Origin of the sequence: Chryseobacterium sp. CBo1 (genome assembly GCF_001693475.1) — a bacterium.
Lineage (GTDB): Bacteria > Bacteroidota > Bacteroidia > Flavobacteriales > Weeksellaceae > Chryseobacterium > Chryseobacterium formosense.
This window is the reverse complement of record NZ_MAUH01000071.1, coordinates 27,632-48,902: the sequence shown is the minus strand read 5'-3', so window position 1 is coordinate 48,902 and position 21,271 is coordinate 27,632. Positions and strand designations below refer to the sequence as shown.

Below are 21,271 nucleotides of genomic sequence, written 5' to 3'. Positions count from 1 at the left end.
ATTAAGGAGTGTTCAGATATTAAGAAAAACTTAATAATCTAAACACTTTCCCCTTAACGAAACTATATAAGGATACATATAATAAAAACTTTCGATTGCACCTGAAAGTTAGAATTATCAAATTAAAACAGGTTTATAATCCTGTTGCTTTTACATTTAACCCTCTTTCGGAGATTAAATTTTCTCTTACTTTAAGGTTTCTGTATGCTGCGATCGGGTCTAATGCTGCACCGGTTTGTAATCTTGCTGCTTTTAATAACGGACGAACGTCTGTTCTGTATGCATTCTGCAAAATTTCCTGAGCACGAACCACATCGTTATTCAGTTGAGCATCTTTCAATGCTTTCTGATCTACTAAAAGAGCCTGTGCATAAGCAATTAAAATTGCCTCTAAAGACTGAATCAAATCTTCCAGCGGATCTTTGATGTTGTGACTTGCATCGATCATCCAAGCCGGGTATGGGTTATTCGGATTGTTCTCGATTCCGTAAACCAATTCGTTGAAAATCAAGAACAGCGCGTAAGGTTTGATAGAACCTACTGTTAAATCATCATCTCCATATTTACTATCGTTGAAATGGAAACCTCCTAATTTCCCTTTATACATCAAAGTTGCAACGATTTGCTCAATATTTGAGTTTGGCAAATGATGTCCTAAATCTACCAAAGTATACGCTCTTTCACCACAAGCGTTTGCCAACATGAAAGATGTTCCCCAATCCTGGATTGTTGTTGAATAGAAATTTGGTTCGTAAGGTTTGTATTCGATGAATAATTTCCAGTCTTCCGGTAAATCCGAATAAATTTCTTTTAAACTCTGTTCAGTTTTTGACAAAGCCGTCTGGAAATTCAACTGTCCCGGAAAACTTGCTCCATCCGCCAACCAAACAGTTAAGCTTTTTGAATCTAATTCTTTTCCGATTCTGATTACTTCTTTATTGTGTTCAACTGCGTAAGCTCTTGCATCTTCATTTGCTGCATTTAACGAACCAAACTTATAAGATTGTTTTGCGTTCGGTTGATCCTGGAACGTATTTGAATTCATCGCATCGAAAATCAATCCGTGAGAAGCTGCTTTTTCTTTAATCGCCGCTACATCACTTGGAATATCCCATGGAATATGCAATGAAATCGCTCCTGCAGAATGTGTCAAAGCGTGAATTAACCCTACATCATCTAATTTTTGTTCTAAAGAAGAAGGTTCGCCACCGTAAGAAAATCTTCCGAAACGGGTTCCACCTGCTCCTAAAGCCCAACTTGGAATGGCTACCTGAAAGTCAGCAATTTTGTTGACAATCTCAGAAACATTAGCTCCTGATTTTGTTAATTTATCTGATAAATATGCGAAGTCTGAATTGAAATTTCCTACTTCGATTTTATTGTTTTGTTCAATAATATCTTTTCCTATAATCATACTTTGATTTTTATTAACCTTATCAAGGTTTTGAACCTTGACAAGGTTGAATTTTTTTGATTAAAATTAACATTAAATATTGATTCCGGCCCATAATTTACTTTCGAATCCTTCGCAGCCCGACCTGAGTGGAGCTCTTTTTGTGAGGAGGTACGACGAGCAAAAAAGCGGGAACGGAGGGCGGACTAAGCTGCCCAAATAAAAAACATTAATCAATAATTATCTTGGGAACGCATTTGCCATTCCGCCATCTACATTGATGATATTTCCTGTACTTTTATCTAAAATTGCCACACAAGCAAAAACTCCGTTTGCGATATCTTCAGGTAGAATAATTTCGTTCAGAAGATTTCTTTTTGCGTAGAAAGCAGGCAATTCTTCAACGGTGATTCCGTTTGCTTTTGCGCGACCTTCTGCCCAAGAACCTTCCCAGATTTTACTTCCAACGATTACTCCGTCCGGATTAACCACATTGACTCTGATTTTATCTGCTGCCAATTCTGCCGCCAATAATCTTGTCATGTGTTGCTGAGCTGCTTTAGCAGTTCCGTACGCTACGTTATTCGGTCCTGCAACCAATCCGTTTTTACTTGCAATATTCACGATGTCACCCCCTAAGTTCTGCTTTTTGAAAATTTCAGTTCCTGATTTAGCCATCATAAACTGACCTTTAACCAAAACATTTTCAAGCAATTCCCAGTCTTTTATCGTTGTATCTTCCAACGATTTAGAAATCGCCAAACCAGCTGAATGAACGATGATATCTACTCCACCGAAAGCTAAAACAGCTTCTTTATAAGCATCTGCAATTCCTTCTTCGCTTGTAACGTCACACTGAACAGCGATTGCCTGATCTTTGCTGTATTTTGAAGTAACAGATTCTGCAGCTTCTTTGTTTAAGTCTGTGAAAACCACAACTGCACCTTCAGCAACCATTTTATCCGCAATTGCTTGTCCGATTCCACCTCCGGCTCCGGTTACGATTGCAATTTTTCTGGATAATGGCTTTTCTTTCGGCATTCTCTGAAGTTTAGCTTCTTCCAACAACCAGTATTCGATGTCGAAAGCTTCCTGTCTTGGTAGTGATGTGTATTCTGAGATTGCTTCTGCACCACGCATTACGTTGATTGCGTTTAAATAAAATTCGCTTGCAACACGCGTTGTCTGCTTATCTTTTGAGAAACTGAACATTCCCACTCCCGGATAAATGATGATTACCGGATTCGGATCACGCATCGCAGGGCTGTTTGGATGTTTGCAAGTTTCGTAATATTCTTTGTACTCGTTTCTGTACTGTTCGAAAAGTGGATTTAATTTTTCTAAAATTGCTTTAGAATCCGTTAAATCTTCATTTTTATCTAAAGTTAAAACTAAAGGCTGAATTTTCGTTCTCAAGAAGTGATCCGGACAAGAAGTTCCAAGCGGAGCCAATCTTTCCAAATCATTACTGTTGATGAACTCCAATACGACATCGCTGTCTGTGAAATGACCCACCATTCTGTTTTCAGAAGAAGCCAAACCTCTTAATAAAGGCATAATTTGAGCTGCCTTGTTTTTACGTTCGTCAGCAGGAAGTGATTCTACTTTTTGTCCGCCAAAAACCTGACCTTTTTCTTCAATTTTTTTAGCAATATATTCAGAAGCCATTTCGATAACTTCTAAACTGTTGATATAAGATTCGTAAGAAGTGTCTCCCCAAGTGAATAAACCATGACTTCCTAAAACGATTCCTCTGATTCCAGGATTGTCAGCTAAACATTTTTCTAACTGTAAACCTAAATCGAAACCTGGTCTTTGCCAAGGAACCCAACCCATTGTATCGCCCCAGATTTCTTTTGTAATTGCTTCGCTGTCTTTTGCTGCAGCTACTGCAATTAAAGCATCCGGATGAAGGTGATCAATATGTTTGAATGGAAGAAGTCCGTGAAGCGGCGTATCAATAGAAGGTGCTTTGCTGTCAAGATCGAAGATACAGTGATCGAACAAGCCTACCATTCTGTCTTCGTCTGCCAAACCTTCGTAAACATTTTTAAGGTTTCTTAATCTTTCTGTATATAAACCGGCAATTCCTTTTCTTGTCAAAGTTCCGATATCACCACCTGAACCTTTTACCCACATTACTTCAACTTCTTCATTCGTTAAAGGATCTTTCTCGATGGTTTTACAGCTTGTGTTTCCGCCCCCGTAATTGGTGATTCTAAGATCTGCCCCCAAAATGTTTGAGCGGTATAAAAATAAAGCAACCTGGTCATCACCGAAAGATGCTGCTTTTTCATCATCCCACAAATAGTCTACGTATTTGAATGTTTTTACTTTTTCCATTGATTTCTTTTGTTTTCTGAATTTTAACCCAAATTTAGACTGTAATATTTTCAACAGTATCCCGCACTATACTGCTGAATCTATGATTTAAAGATAAATTAACAGTGACATTTATCATGTCTAAGATTCAGCTGCACGGTATTTCATTTAGGTAAATGGTAAATTAATATTATGATTTGGTGTTTTGTAAATTTCTTAATACCCAGGAAGCTGAGTTAAGTTCGGATTATCAACCATTGGATGACCTGCAGATTGCGCTGCAAACGGAAGTAATTCTGTCTTATTCGGTACAAATCCGTAGAAAAGACCATCTCCTCCACCCTGAATCCAGTTTGGATAAGTTCCTCCGTTTTCTGCTGAACCAGTTGGTTTGGTGTAGATGATGTTTCCGATTTGTAATGTGTTTACCGCACCTGTACTAAAGCCAACTGTTCTTCTTGCATTAGCATTAAAAGTACTTGTATATGCCTGGAACATATTTACAGGGTACCACTTGTCATCAGTTGTTGAAGTCTGTCCGTTCGCTAATGCTATGCTTTTTAAAGTTGTTTGATATGCAGCATAGTTAGCCGAGTTCGTTGGAATTGCCGAAACCGTTGCAATTTGTGCAGGATCTGTAATATTGATGTAGGTTACCGCTAAGAATGGATCACCGTAAACCTGTGCATTTTTATGAAATTTATACAAACGAATCGCAGGCGTATTGGCATAAGCACCTGTTTTATCTGATAAATTTTTCATTGCCTGTCTTGTAGCATTGATTTCGCTTTCAAGTTTATTCATTCTGATTAAATCAGTACGAAGGTTAAACTCGCCCGCAAATTCCCATTTACGCTCCTGAACAAGAGCCTGCTCAAATGCCGCCTGACCACTTGGAACAGGCATTGAGCCAATTCCCGCACGATTTCTAACCTGCATCAATGCAGCAATCCCCTGTGCTGTAGGACCTCCGTTTAGATAGTTTTGGGTTTCTGCATACATTAATAATACATCTGCATATCTTATTAATGGAATATTTAGATTTCTTGCATCTGCTGCCTGTGGTTCTACACACCACGAAATTCTGAATTTACCCGGCATAATACATGAGAATGTAGTTCCCACATCTACGAATGTATCACCAGCATTTCCGTTATTTAAGAAATAAATGCTGTATGATGTACAAGAAACATCTCTTCTGGTATCTCCGGGAGCAAAAGATAAGTAGTAGGTCGGTAAGACGAACTGAAGTGCTTTACGAGATCCATAAGTTCCCCCTCTTGTTCCGGGATGTGCATATACTCCAAATGCCGAATTGGTATTTTGTCCGTACTGAGCGATCTGCCAAATAATTTCATTATTTACTGCCGATAAATTTCTTCTGCAGAAATTAAACCATAAGTTTTCGAAACCGCTTTTTCCTCCAGAAGCCTGCATTAAAGAATGTCCTCCTCCGTTGATGACCGCCGCAGCTGCATTGTCTGCAATCTGATATAATTGCTGAACTCTTGCATTATCCGGACGTCTTGACATTGTTCCGGGAGTTGAAGAGTTTAACGGCCAACGAAGAGAATATCCTGCAGCATATAAAGCAATTCTAGCAAGCAAAGCATTTACTCCAGGTTTTGTTAATCTTTCTGTAGTAGGAAAACCAGGCTGTCCTAAACTAGGCATTGCGTTTACCGATTCCTGAAGATCAGCAATGATACGGTCGTATATTTCATCACGTGAAGCACGTTTCGGATATAATGTATTTGGGTCATTCGGATCTAGTTCTAAAAGCTGTGTCCAGATTGCAGGAACATCACCATAAACTCTGATCAAATTATAATAGCAATATGCTCTGATGGCTTTTACTTCTGCCAATAAAGCATCTCGCTTTTCGCTTGCAGGCATTTGTCCTAATCTGCTGATTGCAATATTTGTTCTCTCAATGGATGCATACATTGCTGCATAAATTCCTGTAACCGTATTGGGCGTATAAGCATCATACTGATAATTACAGATATTGTATTTTGAATTGTTTGTAGAACCATCTTCGCTGGAATGAATTACTGTATCACCAGCTCCTAACTGATAGTACATTTCTGTAGGAACCAAACTTCTGTAGCAACCCTGAACAAATATATCTGCAGTAACAAGATCTGCAAATACAGATTCGGTATCGGCTGCATCATATGCAGGCTGATCTAAAAAATCATCACTGCATGAATTTATCATTTGTGTTGCCACGATTAAAGACGGAATAATGATCAGTCTTTTTAAAAGTCTTAATTTATTATTAGCATTTTTCATGATCTAAAACATTTTTTTCTTAGAAGGTTAAATTTAAACCAAGAACATAACTTCTTGAACGTGGATAGGTAGAACTATCAAATCCAGGGGTAACTGCAACACCACTTGCTGCTGTAACTTCAGGATCATAACCTGAATATCCTGTAATTGTCGCCAGATTATTCACTGTAAAATAGATACGAGCATTACTTAGTTTCACATGCTCAAGAAAATCTCTCGCAAAGCTATATCCTAATGTTACCTGTGCAATTCTCAAATAAGAACCATCTTCTACATAATATGATGAAGGATAAGTAATGTTTTGAGAGTTGATCGCACTTAAACTCCAAACACGAGATCCTTCGTCGGGATTCAGTTCTCTCAATCTTGCAAGATTATTGGTAATTAAACCTGTATTAGGATCAATTAAACGGTAGTAATTATCTCCAAATTCTGAAGGCACGTTCTGAAACATCGCATACGGACTTAAGCTGTGTTTTGTCGCATTATAAATGTCGTTTCCTACACTGAATTTCATGAATATATTAAGATCAAAACCTTTATACGAAAAACTATTACTGATACCTCCAATAAAATCAGGAGTACCATTACCAATTTTTTGCATTTTTCTTGTAAATTGATCACCTTTTTCATTGTCTGCAGCAAATTTCATATCACCAGGTTTTGGAGTTCCAGTTGCAGGTTTTACAACACCCGGTTTTAAGCTAAGAGATCCATCGGCGTTCTGAATAAAATCATCAGTAGTATAAACTCCCTGATAAACATATCCGTACATATCTCCTAATTCTTCGCCTACTGTGGCATAATAGGTAACCATACCCGTTCTGTTTCCTCCTACACTGAATGTTCTGTTCGTTTGCCCCTGTTCCAGAGACATTACTTTAGATTTGTTGAATGAAATATTGAAATCTGTTGACCATCTGAAGTTTTCAGATTTAATGTTCACAGTGTTTAAAGTAAATTCCAGACCTCTGTTTCTTAAAGAACCAATATTCTGATACTGTCTTGAATAACCTGTTGAAACCGGAAGTAAACTTTGCAATAACATTCCGCTTACATTATTATTATACCATTCTGAAGTTAATTTAATTCTGTTATTAAATAATGCGATGTCAACCCCTAAATTTGTAGCTTTCAATTCTTCCCATCGAAGTAAAGGGTTACCCAAATTTGAGCTCGTTACATACGCAGGATTTCCAGGAGTATTATTCATCGGATAATCGCTTAATGAAAGATTTGTTACAAATAAATTGTTTCCGATATCATTATTACCCGTAATACCATATTCAAATCTTAACTTTAAGTCATTAATGAATTTTTCAATTTTAGAATCCTGCCAGAAACTTTCCTGAGAAACACGCCATGCTGCCGCAACAGATGGAAATACTCCCCATTTATTGCTTGGTCCGAATTTAGAAGAACCATCTCTACGCACTGTTGCAGTTAATAAATAACGATCATCATACGTATAGTTTACACGACCGAAATAAGACAATAAACTGTTGCTCGAACGACCTGAAGATTTCTCCTGTACAAATGCATTAGATATATCATCAAGCCCAAAGTTTGGGAATGGGAATTTTGTTAGTCGCATACTGTTACTTTCAGATTGTGAATAAACAATTTCGTAACCCGCTAATACATTCACCCTATGTTTTTCTGCGAAAGTTTTATTGAACGTTAAAGTATTGGTAATCTGATACCTGTAAGACTCACTATTCCCAATACTACCATTGATACCTGTATTTACAGGATCTGTAAGATACGCTCTAGAATTTTCATCTGAGAATGAAGTAGATTTGCTTTGGTTCCAGTTGTACTGACCTGCAGTTCTGAAAGTGAAATTTTTCAGGAAGTCAAACTCAATCCCTGCGTTGGCAATAAAAGTTCTGGAACGGTTGTTTGAAGTTGACGCACTGGTTTCCACAAAAGGGTTTTCTGTATCAAAACCTGAATCAAGACTTGAGAAGTCCGGGAAAGTCTGGGTATTAAACAACTGATCCTGGTTGAAAAGTGTACCGCCCGTGATCGGCTGAAGTAGAATTTTTTTCATTCCGCTATAAGCTCCACCTCCATTGGTTGAATTCGAATTAAACATTGAGTTAAAATCTACTCTTACCCCTTTGTATAATTCTGAATTGATGTTTGCACGTAATGAATTTCTTGTTTCACTGGAATTTTGCAATAAACCCTCCTGCTTATTGTAGTTATAACTAATGAAAGCCTGAGTTTTTTCGTTTCCTGTAGAAATATTAACATTCTGATTCTGAGTTAACCCTGTTCCGCCCAACATTTTATCTTGCCAGTCTAAAGCCGAAGCCGATGCATAACGATTGGAAATTCTGTTGAAAGCACCCGAATAGAATCCCGGAGTATCTAGTGGAAGACCATTGTCGAAAACACTGCTCCATCCTGTCATTTTATTCTGAAGCTGGGCAAACTCATACTGATATTTTACATATTGCTCTGTATTGGAAATCATATCCAGCTTTTTAGAGAGCATATCAAACATCATGAAAGAATTATAATTGATGGTTGTTCGACCTTTTTTACCGCTTTTAGTTTTAATTACGATAATACCGTTAGATCCACGAGCTCCGTAGATTGCAATCGCAGAAGCACCTTTTAGAACGTCAATACTTTCAATATCATTCGGGTTAATTACGTTTAATGCATTATCAAGTTGGAAACCATCAACGATATATAATGGTGAAGTTCCCTGTGTGATTGATGCTCCTCCACGAATGGTAACATTTGCACTTGCTCCCGGAGCTCCACCTGAAGTAACGATATTCAAACCTGAAGCTCTACCCTGCAAAGCCTGTAAAGCATTCATTGCCGGTGTTGCGGCCAGGTCTTTAGCTGACACGGATGCTACAGATCCTGTTAAATCAGACTTTTTAACTTTACCATAACCTATTACAACGACCTCTTCAATATCTTTTATATCTGTTTTAGCAGTATCACTTACCGCTTTTTGCCCGAACATAAAGCCGGACGCAAGCAGAAATAGCGGCGCAATGAGTGGCTTAAAATTCGTCTGTTTAATAATCAAACACATATCTATTAATTTTTTATGTTACCAAAGTACACCGTTACAAAAGTTTTGGCATCCTGCAATATCCTGCATAAGAAAATTCATAATTTATCATAAATAATTATATAAAAATGCTTTAATAAATACAAATATTATCGATTTAATTATGAAAAATAAAATTAAATATCAATTTTTAAACATTTATTAACCAGTGTGTGTTAAATTAATATAACCAAAAACGATCACCGGAATTCATTTTTAATTAACACAAAAAAAGACACCAGAAAATTTGGTGTCTTTGAGCTTCTAACTCTTAACTATATGAATATGATAAAAAAAATAAACTATTTATCTTAAAATGTTGCAATTCTTATTATTCCAGATAAAATACCTCTTCTAAACTGATACTTCTCGGAGAATTATCTTTATTGGTCTGCATAATGTCTTTATTATGTTCCCACCATTTTTGCATAACAGGCTGTAATGGTAAATTTTGATATTCCATCTCTTTACTGCATTTTAAAACACCAAATAAAAGATGTGTTTCTTCGTCTAAAAAAATCGAATAATCTTCCACTCCAGATTCTTTTAAAAGAACTTTAAGCTCTGGCCAGATTTCTTTGTGACGTCTTTTATATTCTTCTTCGAAACCTTCATGAAGAAACATTTTAAATGCAATTCTTCTCATCATTAATTATCTTAATGAATTCCCGTATCCTACAATTAAAATAGAAACAAACATTACAATCATCCCGACAACGATTGTAGAAATTGTTTTTTTGGAAACACCTTTCCATTCTTTGATGACAACTCCCCAAAGATTGGCAATCAAAATAATAAATGCCATATGCAAAATCCATGAACTTGGGCCGTTCCCCATTTTACTCTCGCCCATTCCGTAGAAGAAGAACTGTAGAAACCACATTGTTCCTGCTAAAGCGCAGAAAATGATATTTTTTACAACGGGAACATTTTTCTTAGAATAATCAGTATATGATTTATTTTTAAATGAAAGATAAAGACAACCAATAAGATTGGAAGCCATCCCACCCCAAAGCACAACGATATAGGTAACATTATTCTGAAATAAAAATTCTCCCTGTCCCGGATTTGCCAGTTTCCAGGCTTCGTTTGCCACAGACGCCATTGGTTTTCCTGCCTCAAGTCCGAAATTGAAACAGGCACTCAAAACACCGGAAATAATAGCAACGGTTAATCCTAAACCAAATTTATATTCAGTTTTTACTTCCACTCCATGTGGGTCGATAGAATCGGTTTGAAGCTCTTTGTCTTTCATGACACCCGCTTTCCCGCTGATGATAATCCCGACAACACAAACCAAAAGTCCCAATAAAACAAACTGTCCCCAACTGCTGGAAAACATGAGACCGATATTATCTTTTCCTGCTTCAGGAGAAAATTCATAATAAATAGATGGAACGAGCGAACCAATAACCATCGTCAACCCCAACATGATGCTGCTTCCGAGTGCTACTCCTAAATAACGGACACCCAAACCGTACATAAAACCGCCGATTCCCCAAAGCGCACCGAACAAAAAGGTCAATCCTAAAATTGATGAAGATTCATTCTGAATGATTTCCCAAAAATTGGGAATGGTAAGAAATGCAGCCAAAGGCGGAACAATAATCCACGAAAATACACCGCCAACCAACCAAAAAGTTTCCCATTGCCAACCTTTTACTTTTTTATAAGGCATATAAAAACTGCCCGAAGCAAAGCCTCCGAGAAAATGGAAAATCACTCCTAATAATGCATTCATAATTTATTCTAATTGATTGATGTTGAAAATTACCAAGATGAAACCGATTGCGCATCTTGTAGTGTCATGCTAAAATTTTCGATAAAATAAGAATTTTTGCAATGTCTCAAAAAGGTTATTTAAAACACTATCTTATTGACACTTACACAGATTTCATATTAATTTTAAACCTAAAATATTTCCTAAAACACAGAGTCAGATTCAGGAATTTGACTTATCATGTGTAAAATATTATGAAATTAAGTTGACCAAAAAGAAATTAAGGAAAAGTATTTTAACGCAATGTTCGCAAAGTTAATGTTTGAATGCTTTATTTTTTCTGTTCTCAATGGCGCTCCGCTCAGCAAATGACAACTGAAAACATATTAAAATTATTGTTTACAAAAAACCTTAGAAAAACGCTTTGGTTTGAGGAAATAAAAAAACCTGATGAATTAAAATCCATCAGGTCAAATTATTTAAAAACCATGTAATCATACTTGGTTCTTTTTACTTTTTACTTGTTTCTTTAAACCTACTTCAATTTATAAACCTCACTTCCCGCCAATAAAAAACATCCTAATCCGTAATCTTCAAAATCAGGAACTTTGTCAACCGCTAAAGGTTGTCCGTCTTTAGGCTCCTTTCCGGTTCCCTGAACCCAACCTAAAAATCCGTTGGGCTGAACTGAATCTTTTACCATTGCGTTCCATGCTTTTACTAAAACCGGTAAATAAGTATCTCTGTCAATTAAATTATTGTTCACTCCATAAGCCATTCCATATACAAAAAGTGCAGTTCCTGTCGTTTCTTTTCCGCCATAATTGGTTGGATCATGAAGACTTACATTCCAGAAACCATCTTCTCTCTGAATCGGAAGTAAGGCTGCCAACAAATCTTTATAATCCTTCAGATATTCCTGGTAATGAGGATCTGTTTTCGGAGTATCCTGCAGCGTTTTCGCTAATGCAGCCACTACCCAACCGTTTCCACGGCTCCAGTAACAATCTTCACCATTCGGTTCTTTGTAAGGCGGGACAAAACTTTTGTCTCTCCACCAGATTTTATCCTGTTGGTTATAAAGTCCGTTTCCACCATGCTTATATTTCGTATAAGCGTACATTTCGTAGTTTTTATCAAAATACTTCTGCTCACCTGTAATTCTTCCTAATTTCGTAAAAATCGGCATTGACATTTGTAAAGCATCAATCCACCACCAATCATCAACTTTTGAGGTTGCAATCATACTGTCCATCGCCGCTTTCACATTTTTGATTCTTTCAGGATTTTTTCTTCCGTCGATTTCATACAAATCAATGTAGGTCTGTCCACAAGCCTGATGATCGGCATTTCTGGTGTACGTTCCACGCTGTAAATCCCAATTATGATTGTTTGCCCATGACATTGCGTAATCGTAATATTCTTTTTTCGGATCTACCGAATACAAAGCCATCAAACCTTCATAGTAAACCGCTCTCGTCCAAAGATTACTTGGCCATACTTTTTTACCAACGATGTCTTTTTTGGTATCGGACCATTTGTTCATAAAATATTGGTTGGCTCTTCTCGAAACTTCCAAAACTTCTTTTTTGTTAGGAAGTTCAACCTTCGCAGTGGTATTTTTCTGTACTGAACAGGAGGTTATTCCTGCGATAATCAGTGCGAAAAAACCTGTTGTTAATAGCTTTTTCATAAGTATTATATATTTATTTTTCTTTATTATTTTCTTTAACGCTAAGTCCGCTAAGTTATATTTAACAAGACAATGCATATTTTCATTCGCAAAGGCGTTTGACTGCGTCGAATCTCCCGATTTCACTCAGCTAAGGTATATGCTATCATTTGCTGAACATAAACTGAAAGTTTACGAACGAAGTTCTGCCATTGCGAACGAAAACATTTGCTGATTCTTTTTTTTAATTCCTTGCGACATCACCGTTTAAAATCATGTGTTACTTTACGTATTTTCTAAGTTCACATTTCTCTAAATCTTTAATTCCTTTCGCTACCAATTCAGCATTTACAATTGCTCCTTCTTTGTTGGTATGCGTATGGTCTTTTGGGAAATAAGCATTTACTTTTTCAACGCCCATTTTCTCATATTTTTCGATAACCATTGTATTTAAATCTAAAAAATAAGCTCCGGTTTGCTGTGCCACTTCTTTTGCCCAAACTCCGTACTGATCCTTTTCTATTTTTCCCTTATCATTAAATTTATTCCTCGGAACAGGCGAAACAATAATCGGAACCGCTCCTTTTGATTTTGCTTCGTTTGCGTATTTTCTCATATAATGACCATATGTAAAAACCGTTTCGTTGACTTTTCGGATTGGATTAAAAATATCTTTTGACTCTTCGCCAATACCTTTAATTGTTCCTCTGGCTCTCAACGTATCCGCCAATTCGCCACCATCATTATGCCCAAACTGCATCAACACATAATCACCTTTTTTAATGGTTTTCATAATGGAATCCCAGCGACCTTCTGTTAAAAAAGTTCTGCTGCTTCGTCCACCTTTTGCGTGATTCTGGATTTCGATTTTATCTGTGTTTAAAAATAAATCCATAAAACTTCCCCACCCCCAAAGTGAATCAGCTCCTTTTCCTGAACCATTCTGCACAGTGGAATCTCCAATAATATATAAAACAGGTTTGTTTTGAATTTTCTGAAATGAAGCTGCAATCATTACCATTAAAGTGACAGCTGGAAGTAATAATTTTATTTTCATAGTTTATTTTTGAGATTTTACAGTTACAACATTCGGTTTCGGCATTTCCTTAATCGATTCATCCAAGTAGTAATCTGTATGTGGTGGCTGGTTGTACCCAACATTTTGCCACACAATACTCAATCGATACTGAGGATTGTGCATCAAAGTGTATAATCTGTGTTTTGTCGGAATCGTTGTACTAAAAATCCTCAATTCCTGATTGTCGGCCGTTCTGTACATCACCTCTTCACGCCAATCCCCGAATAAATCGGCAACTAAAGCAGGATTTTTCTTCGTTCCGTTATTCGATTCACACTGATAATTTTTAGCATCAAAAATGACATTTGATTTCTCCTTTTTCCAATCCCATTTTGAAACAACTGTTCCGTCTAAAATTTCGCTTAAAAAATCTCCGTCCCAGTAAATTCCCATATTGGCGGGCGGATTTTTCTCGCTTATTTTCTTGCCTTTGGTATTATATATTCCTTTAAGTCCGGCTCCGGCTGCCCAAGATTCCGAACCTTCATAACGGGGGTCAATATTCAAAGACAATCCTCTTCCCGGACCTTGAAATTTACCTTGTTTACTATAAACAGTAGATGGTAATTTCCATAAAACTTTTCCGGTCTTCCCGTCTCTGAAATGCGCTCCTGCATCATCAAATTTTTCCTGAATATCAAAAATCTCCAATCCGGGATTGGATGGGTCTAAATCTCCAACGTGCAAAGCATCTCCGTGACCGTAACCTGTACTGTTCAACACTTTTCCGTCATCATCAACGGTCATTGCACCGAAAACGATTTCGTCTTTTCCATCATTATCAACGTCCGCGATACTCAAATTATGATTTCCTTGCCCACGAAATTTTTTATTTTCTTCCGAACTTTCGGTATCAAAAAGCCATCGCAGACTCAGTTTTTTATTTTTATAATCCCAGGCTGCGATCGCAGTTCTTGTATAATATCCTCTCGACATAATCACACTCGGAGTTTTTCCGTCCAAGTAAGCAACAGCCCCTAAAAATCGGTCGACGCGGTTTCCTTTCGCATCGCCCCAAGTTTCGGTCATTTCTTCGTTGTTTGGGTTTAAACTTCCTGCAAATCGTGGAACTACATAATTAACGGTGTGAATTTCAGCACCGGTTTGTCCGTCAAAAACTGTCAAATATTCCGGTCCGGAAAGAATCATTCCGTTTTCGTTGACGTAATTTTTGTTTGGGTCTCCAATGAATTTTCCTTTTCCGTCTTTGCTTCCGTCGGCGGTTTTCATTACGATTTCCGCTTTTCCGTCTTGGTCTAAATCATAGACTAAAAATTGTGTGTAATGTGCTCCTTCCCTGATATTTTTGCCTAAATTAATTTCCCAGAGAAACTTACCATCCAGTTCATAAGCCTGAATAATTGGCGGGTCTGTTTCTCCTTTCTGACTATTGTCCTTTGACCTTCCGGTTTGATGAAGAATGATTTCGTATTCTCCATCACCATCCAAATCAGCAATTGAAGCGTCATTTGGAGTGTAACCTTGCGGCGTTTTCAAAGGAATTGAAAAATAAGGTTTTTGATTTGCCGTATATTTTGCAAAATCCTGGTCAACGTCCTGATGTTGTGTATTTGATTTTACAAAATAAGTATAGCTTTTCCTTTTGTCAGCGGTTTTATCTAAAAAATTTGTTTCGTTGAGCAAAGGTTTTTCATTCAGTTTTTTCGTCTGATTATTTTCTGTACGATACACATCGAAATGGGTATTCTGAGCTTCTGTTCCCAGCAATCGCCAACTTACAAAAACTCCTGAATCTGCCGGAATGGCAACAATTCCTCTTTTCAGGTATTCCATTTGTCTTTGGGCAAAGAATGTTTGCGAAAGAAATAATGCGGATGTAATGAATATGTATTTGATTTTCATAATTATACCTTTTTTCACTTTTTTCTATAAAAAAAGAAGAAGTAACAGGTCGCTCCTCCGGAGCTTGTTTTTATGGTCTTCATTTTTCTACTAACAGTAAATCCCGATGGGATTTCAAGACGTTCCACTAAGAACGGACTGTTAATAGAAAATAATCATTCAATGAATTAAAGCTCTAGAAGAGCGACCTGTTAATTGTATTTCGATTTTTTATCACTTTACCTTTTACCTAAAGCCAGATTTTAACCGTAGCCTTTCGAAATAAACTTCCTATTCTTCGATTTTTTTTGCATTGAATTTATCTCTATTGTTTTATTTTTACTTTGAATCGATGAATCTCGTTCCTCGATTTTTCGCAGCCCGACTTGAACGGAAATCCTTTTTTGCTATGACTTTAATTTCTATCTAAAGCAAAATCGTCGTGCAAAAAAGATTGACTTCGTCGAACCACTTCGTTAGGTTTGGGAGTGGAAGGCGGATTAAGCTGCCCAAATAATACCAATCACTAAATTTTAATCGATTGCACAAAATTGTTTATTTTTGAGAAACTTGCTTCAATAACCATTTAACCCATTCTTCAGTTCCCTGGTAATTGGTAAAATCTGCGGGTAATTTTTTGCCGTCGATATATTCGTTATAACACCACGGGTCGCCCAATGCGAAAACAGTTCCTTTACCTAATTTTGCAATGGCTGCGATGTTTTTACCTTCCGCCGACAACAATTCTTTTGCCGGACTTTTTACAGAAATTGTCGCCACTTCTTTCATGTATAATTTTTGCTCAGAGAAAATCTCATTTCCAGTCGGAACCATAACTTTTCCTTGTTCAAATTCTCTTTTCTGAACTCTGTTATAACTATCTTCATTGAAATGAATGCCGAATTTTTCTGCTAGATGATTGAGATGTTCAAATTCTGAATTTCCCTTATCGTTGCTCATTAACACTAAAACACCACCTTTTTCAACCCATTTTACTAAATTTTTAATAGATTTTGCGTCAATCAAATTGGCTTTTCCACCGTACGCTTCTTTGTCGATATCGGCATCTACAATGATGTAAATATTGGCATTTTTTAAATCATTTTTTGAAGGAGCTGTTGTTAATGTACTGATTTCCGCACCCTGCTTTTGGAAGATTTCGCCCAACAAAGAAAATCCTCCATTGGTTGTATCATTCCAAGTATAATGAGAGGATTCCAAAACTTTGGTTTCTTTATTTTCTCTTTTTTCGTTGTTGAAAAAGTTGTCTAAAACAACTTTCGGTTTGTTCTGAGCACTGGAAAATCCGAATGCGAGAAGACTTCCTAATGCAAATGTTTTTACGATATTTTTATTCATAAATCTTTATTTTTATTTCTAAAAGGCTTCGACAAGTTCAGCCTGACAACGCTAAATATAACGTTTATTATTAGAGATGTCACACTGAGCTTGTCGAAGTATCTCTATTTATTAATTCCTTCTTTTAAAATTATTTTGAGAAATATACAGGAATTAATTGAATTTCACCATCCAATCCTGAAGGTTGCACTTTCCAATTGGATGCATCAAAAGGCTTATAGTTAATATTCACAAAGTTAATTTCGTGGTAATTTCGCCATTCGATTTTATTTTGATCCATATATCGGATTCGGTTTGCCATCAAATTTGAAACCTCAATTTGTATTGTGTTTTTACCTTTCTTTAAATATTTCCCAACGTTAATTTCAAATGGATTGCTCCAGACAATTCCGGCTTCCTGTCCGTTGACAATCACTTTTGCACTTTCATAGAGCTTATCAAATTTCAAAAGATAATCATCTGCTTTACTTTTCTTTACATTTAAAGTTGTCGTGTAAACTCCAGTTCCTGAGAAACTTTGGGTTGAAGCGTCTTCTGTGAAGTTTGTCCAGGGCTGAAGTTTCGTTATCGTTCTGGATTTCGGAAGTTCAGGACCGCCTTCTTTGAAAGCTAGTTGCCAATTTTGGTTTAAAATAATTGGAGCTTCTGTTTTTTCAACATATTTCCATTTTGGAATCGATGAATCTGTATTTTCTGAAGCTTTTATAATTAAAGATTCTCCTGATTTTAATTGAATCCTAACTGAATTATTCTGAATTTCAGAAATTCCAAAATCTCCATTTTCAGGATTCATTGAAACAACTTGTTTTCCTACAAAATTGAACGGAATATTTTGATTGATTTCTTTCGAAGTATGATTGACAATGTAATAAAATTTCCCGCCATCGAATTGTCTTCTGACAAACTTCAATCCAGTATCGGTTAATTTTTCTCTTTCAATTTTTAAATATTCTAAACCCTTTTTGACATCAGAACTTAATATGATTTTTCCTTTTCCGAAAGTTGCCAATTTTAAATTCCCATTTTCCTGAAAAGGAATTGATTTCCATAAAGCCTGTAAATCCGATTTTCTTTTTTCGGACTCAAAAAATCCTGGAATATTTTTCGGCTCATTTTGAAATATGATGGATGCGCCGTTTTGAGCTAAATTTAAAATGCTTTTTAAGGTTGATTCAGGTAAATAATCAAGCTGAGGAATGATGAGAACTTTGTAAGAACCTCCTTCTTTTGAAACCTGAATATTTTGATCATCCAATTTTGCCTCGCCAATCATTTTGTCAGAAACCATATCCAAAGAATATCCGGATTTGCCTAATTTATCGAGGTTTTTATAGAATTCTGTCGGCTGTAACCACTTTTCAATATTGTGAATTTTAAACGCTACATCTTTTCCTTTCGGATTTGCCCATTGGTCATATATTGGCCAGTACATCAACAGTTCATTATCCGATTTTCCGCTTTGTAAAACACTTTGCGTTCTCGCAACGTAAGAATTTAATCCCGTTAAATGTGACCACAAACTGTTTTCAGGAACAAAATTGGTCGATGCATAAAAAAGCCAACCCGGGAATTTCACATCCGCGGGAGTGTAAGTCGTTCCGTGATAGAAAACGTGATTGATTCCTGATAAAAACACCTGCTCAACTTCCGGTTTTGCCTGTGACCACGAGGTTTTAAAATGTTCTGTCAACCAAGTAAAAGTTTCGTTTGAAATCACTTTTTTTCCCATCACATTTGCTGCCGAAGAAGAAAATTTTAACATATTAATATCCGGAACATCCGCTTTCTGAATGTCTGCGCTATCTCTTTTCAAACCAATAACATCAAACGGTGTACTTCCGAAAGTTTCAGATTCGGGAATATCTACAGCAGCATATAAGTCAAGCAAATTTCCCGGTGAACCGTGTGCCTGATTGGTATTTTTTGAGTTTTTGAAATGCGCCCAATCCGAGAAATCTTTAGTAAAACGATTTAAAATCAGTTCGCTCATCGTTTCTCTGTAATCGGATTTTATTTTTCCGGCGAGTTCAGTTTCCTCATTTCCGACCAAATATTTGATATATAGACTTAAGTCATAACCGCGTCTTTTCTTAAACTCTTCTTTAAAATCAGCAGTCCAGTCGGCATTATAAACTTCATAACTGTCATTGAAAAAAGAACGAACCCCATAATTTGAATTACCGAAAGCCTTATCGAAAGTTTTCAGATAATCCTTTGTAGCAGTTGGCGAAAAATGATCTAAAGTGTACCCTTCACCACCCGGAGCGGCGCGTTTTACTTTTTGTAAAGTTTTACCCACAAAAACAGTATAAATTATCCATTTTCCTGAAGTCGGTTTCCAGTTTAAAGTTCCGTCAGCACTGATTTTATCCGTTAAAACTATTGCTTCATTTTTCTCATTGTAAGCAGTGACAATGTCGAGTTTTACTGTTTTTAAATTCTTCTGTTTCTCATCTTTAAGAACAATTTTTTCTGAAAACTTTTCATTAGGGAGAATTTCGTAAGTCTGAACAATCATTTTTGTTGCAGCATCCTGCTCGTCAACCTGCGGACCACCAATAGGCCAACCTGTTCCGACAGACATATCAACGCCCATATTCAGGCTTTTTGCTTTAATGGTCGTAAACTGAAGCATTTTCATCCACTCCGGAGAGAGATAATTGATGTATGTATTTTCAAAACTTTTTGCACCATAAATCGGGACGATTTCTACCCCACCAAATCCCGATTTTGAAAGTGTTGTGAGTTGTTTGTCTAAACCTTTTTCGTCAACGGCACTTCCCATCCACCACCAACGTGTCCAAGGTTTTGCGGTCTCGGTAACTGTTGGCCAAGGATTTTGTGCAGAGAGATTTCCGAAGGCAAAACAGAGAACGCTTAGTTTTATGATATTTTTGATATTCATTTTTTACTTTTTATTTGACCACAATTTTCACAAAAGTCTTTAAACACATTAATTATTTGGAGTTTTGTGATTTGGCTTTTGATAGAGCACATTAGTTTTAAAATTCAAAGATTTTTTGTTTATTTCAATAAGAAAATTATGATTTTAAGACCCTTCTTAATGATTGTATTCCAAATCATTTTATGAGTTTTAAGATTGAACTCCTACGGAGTTCTTTTGTTTGTATCATATATTTGTTCTACACAGATTTCGCTCCTACGGAGCAAGTTATATTTAAACATTAATTTCCATCAGGTTTTAAAGATTCCATAAAAACAGATTCCGGCCAATGAAATTTTTCTACATCATCAGGTTTTTGGGGGTTAAAATTTTTATAATTTTTTGAAATATATTTCTTTAAAGGTAAGTTTTGGTCAACGATAGATTTTACAACACATTGCGCCAATTCATAAGCTCCATAAGGGTTAAAATGCGTATCGTCTGCCAAAGCATTCGGTTGATTGGGGTAAGCATTTGCAGAGTAATGAACAAATGCTTTCTTTGCATTTTCAGGTCCCATGGCTTCAAATAATGTTTTGCTTAATGCATTCAAATCAATTAAATCTACTTTTTCTTCTTTGGCAATTTCTCTCATTGCATCTGGAAAATCATCTAAAGTATTGACGATTTTATTATTTTCATCAAAAACTCTGCGGTTCATTGAGGTGACCAAAACCGGAATTGCTCCCAATTCTTTGGCCTTTAAAATCCATTCTTTTAATCTTTTTCTGTAACCCGATTTCGTACTGTTTCCCGCTTTTTGGTCGTTGTGCCCGAATTGGATAAAAAGATAATCTCCGGATTTTATTTTATTCCATATTTTATCGATTCGGTGGCGGTCTTCAAAGGCTTTCAAAGTTTCTCCACTTTCTGCATAATTCGCAATGACAACTTCATTCGTAACAAAAAAATACGGCAACATCTGTCCCCAAGAAGCCCACGGTTCGTATTGCGCATCGACAACTGTGGAATCACCCGTCAGGTAAATCGTCTTCGCTGTTTTGTTGGCCTGAATGATTACCGAACAAACTTTCGGCGCTTTATCATTAAATTCAATCGTCAAAAGATTATCCCAGTGCAGGTATTTTGTTTCTCTTGGTTTTAATTTTACAATACCGATTTGAGTTCCATCCTGCTTTCGGATAATGCTGTCTTTTACGTGAACTGTGATTTGTTTTTCGACAATTTCGCCTTGTTTTGTTTTGATATCATTCAACATCAATCGACGGTTTTCTACCCGAACTGTCGTTTCCGAAGTTCCTTTTGTATCGCCTAAATTCAGTTTAATATCGTAATTTCCTTCAGGAATTGCCACCGAAAAATAGAAAGGTTTTTCGCTTGTGATGAAATCTCCTGTCAAAGCATTTCCATCGTTGTCAATCGATTTTAATCCTGAAATATCCATAAATCCGTAACCGATTTTCTTGTCAAATTTTGAAGTTGAATTAATCGGAATGAAACCTTTTTCAACTCTTTCTCCGCCAAAATCAAATTTGAAAGTAGTTTGTTGAGAAAATATCAACGTACAAATAAAAAGCATTAAAAATCCTACTTTATTTTTCATAAT

The 21,271-nt window shown here is 36.4% G+C and carries 12 protein-coding genes; all 12 read right to left on the bottom strand.

The annotated features are described in order from the left end of the window. Positions 1–133: 133 nt before the first annotated feature. Positions 134–1,414 (bottom strand): TIM barrel protein, encoded by a 1,281-nt coding sequence (locus BA768_RS20460; protein WP_065722234.1) that lies wholly within the window; start codon positions 1,412–1,414, stop codon positions 134–136. A 219-nt stretch (positions 1,415–1,633) separates the two neighbouring features. Further along, positions 1,634–3,736: a bifunctional aldolase/short-chain dehydrogenase gene (locus tag BA768_RS20455; protein ID WP_065722233.1), complete on the bottom strand. Its 2,103-nt coding sequence runs from the start codon at positions 3,734–3,736 to the stop codon at positions 1,634–1,636. A 195-nt stretch (positions 3,737–3,931) separates the two neighbouring features. Further along, complete coding sequence (locus tag BA768_RS20450) at positions 3,932–6,010, bottom strand: RagB/SusD family nutrient uptake outer membrane protein (RefSeq protein WP_065722232.1); 2,079 nt, start codon at positions 6,008–6,010, stop codon at positions 3,932–3,934. 19 nt (positions 6,011–6,029) lie between these two features. After that, on the bottom strand, positions 6,030–9,071 hold the full coding sequence (locus tag BA768_RS20445; protein ID WP_065722231.1) for a SusC/RagA family TonB-linked outer membrane protein: 3,042 nt from the start codon (positions 9,069–9,071) through the stop codon (positions 6,030–6,032). Positions 9,072–9,420: 349 nt separating this feature from the next. After that, on the bottom strand, positions 9,421–9,738 hold the full coding sequence (rhaM, locus tag BA768_RS20440; RefSeq protein ID WP_317039980.1) for an L-rhamnose mutarotase: 318 nt from the start codon (positions 9,736–9,738) through the stop codon (positions 9,421–9,423). A 3-nt stretch (positions 9,739–9,741) separates the two neighbouring features. Next, positions 9,742–10,830, bottom strand: a complete 1,089-nt coding sequence (rhaT, locus tag BA768_RS20435) for an L-rhamnose/proton symporter RhaT (RefSeq protein ID WP_065722230.1) — start codon at positions 10,828–10,830, stop codon at positions 9,742–9,744. 514 nt (positions 10,831–11,344) lie between these two features. After that, positions 11,345–12,502: a glycoside hydrolase family 88 protein gene (locus BA768_RS20430; protein WP_065722295.1), complete on the bottom strand. Its 1,158-nt coding sequence runs from the start codon at positions 12,500–12,502 to the stop codon at positions 11,345–11,347. Positions 12,503–12,761: 259 nt separating this feature from the next. Further along, on the bottom strand, positions 12,762–13,538 hold the full coding sequence (locus tag BA768_RS20425) for a rhamnogalacturonan acetylesterase (RefSeq protein ID WP_065722229.1): 777 nt from the start codon (positions 13,536–13,538) through the stop codon (positions 12,762–12,764). A 3-nt stretch (positions 13,539–13,541) separates the two neighbouring features. After that, positions 13,542–15,422, bottom strand: a complete 1,881-nt coding sequence (locus BA768_RS20420; RefSeq protein WP_065722228.1) for a rhamnogalacturonan lyase — start codon at positions 15,420–15,422, stop codon at positions 13,542–13,544. 534 nt (positions 15,423–15,956) lie between these two features. Beyond that, on the bottom strand, positions 15,957–16,760 hold the full coding sequence (locus BA768_RS20415; RefSeq protein ID WP_065722227.1) for a DUF4350 domain-containing protein: 804 nt from the start codon (positions 16,758–16,760) through the stop codon (positions 15,957–15,959). 130 nt (positions 16,761–16,890) lie between these two features. Continuing rightward, complete coding sequence (locus BA768_RS20410) at positions 16,891–19,665, bottom strand: glycosyl hydrolase (protein WP_065722226.1); 2,775 nt, start codon at positions 19,663–19,665, stop codon at positions 16,891–16,893. A 280-nt stretch (positions 19,666–19,945) separates the two neighbouring features. Beyond that, positions 19,946–21,268, bottom strand: coding sequence for a rhamnogalacturonan acetylesterase (locus BA768_RS20405; RefSeq protein WP_065722225.1), 1,323 nt, complete (start codon positions 21,266–21,268; stop codon positions 19,946–19,948). Positions 21,269–21,271 lie beyond the last annotated feature (3 nt).

What these genes read in the sequence shown, in the direction of transcription:
- BA768_RS20430 (WP_065722295.1), bottom strand. Translation starts at nt 12,502, where the DNA reads ATGAAAAAGCTATTAACAACAGGTTTTTTCGCACTGATTATCGCAGGA.
- BA768_RS20460 (WP_065722234.1), bottom strand. Translation starts at nt 1,414, where the DNA reads ATGATTATAGGAAAAGATATTATTGAACAAAACAATAAAATCGAAGTA.
- rhaM (WP_317039980.1), bottom strand. Translation starts at nt 9,738, where the DNA reads ATGATGAGAAGAATTGCATTTAAAATGTTTCTTCATGAAGGTTTCGAA.
- BA768_RS20410 (WP_065722226.1), bottom strand. Translation starts at nt 19,665, where the DNA reads ATGAATATCAAAAATATCATAAAACTAAGCGTTCTCTGTTTTGCCTTC.
- BA768_RS20450 (WP_065722232.1), bottom strand. Translation starts at nt 6,010, where the DNA reads ATGAAAAATGCTAATAATAAATTAAGACTTTTAAAAAGACTGATCATT.
- BA768_RS20405 (WP_065722225.1), bottom strand. Translation starts at nt 21,268, where the DNA reads ATGAAAAATAAAGTAGGATTTTTAATGCTTTTTATTTGTACGTTGATA.
- rhaT (WP_065722230.1), bottom strand. Translation starts at nt 10,830, where the DNA reads ATGAATGCATTATTAGGAGTGATTTTCCATTTTCTCGGAGGCTTTGCT.
- BA768_RS20445 (WP_065722231.1), bottom strand. Translation starts at nt 9,071, where the DNA reads ATGTGTTTGATTATTAAACAGACGAATTTTAAGCCACTCATTGCGCCG.
- BA768_RS20420 (WP_065722228.1), bottom strand. Translation starts at nt 15,422, where the DNA reads ATGAAAATCAAATACATATTCATTACATCCGCATTATTTCTTTCGCAA.
- BA768_RS20425 (WP_065722229.1), bottom strand. Translation starts at nt 13,538, where the DNA reads ATGAAAATAAAATTATTACTTCCAGCTGTCACTTTAATGGTAATGATT.
- BA768_RS20455 (WP_065722233.1), bottom strand. Translation starts at nt 3,736, where the DNA reads ATGGAAAAAGTAAAAACATTCAAATACGTAGACTATTTGTGGGATGAT.
- BA768_RS20415 (WP_065722227.1), bottom strand. Translation starts at nt 16,760, where the DNA reads ATGAATAAAAATATCGTAAAAACATTTGCATTAGGAAGTCTTCTCGCA.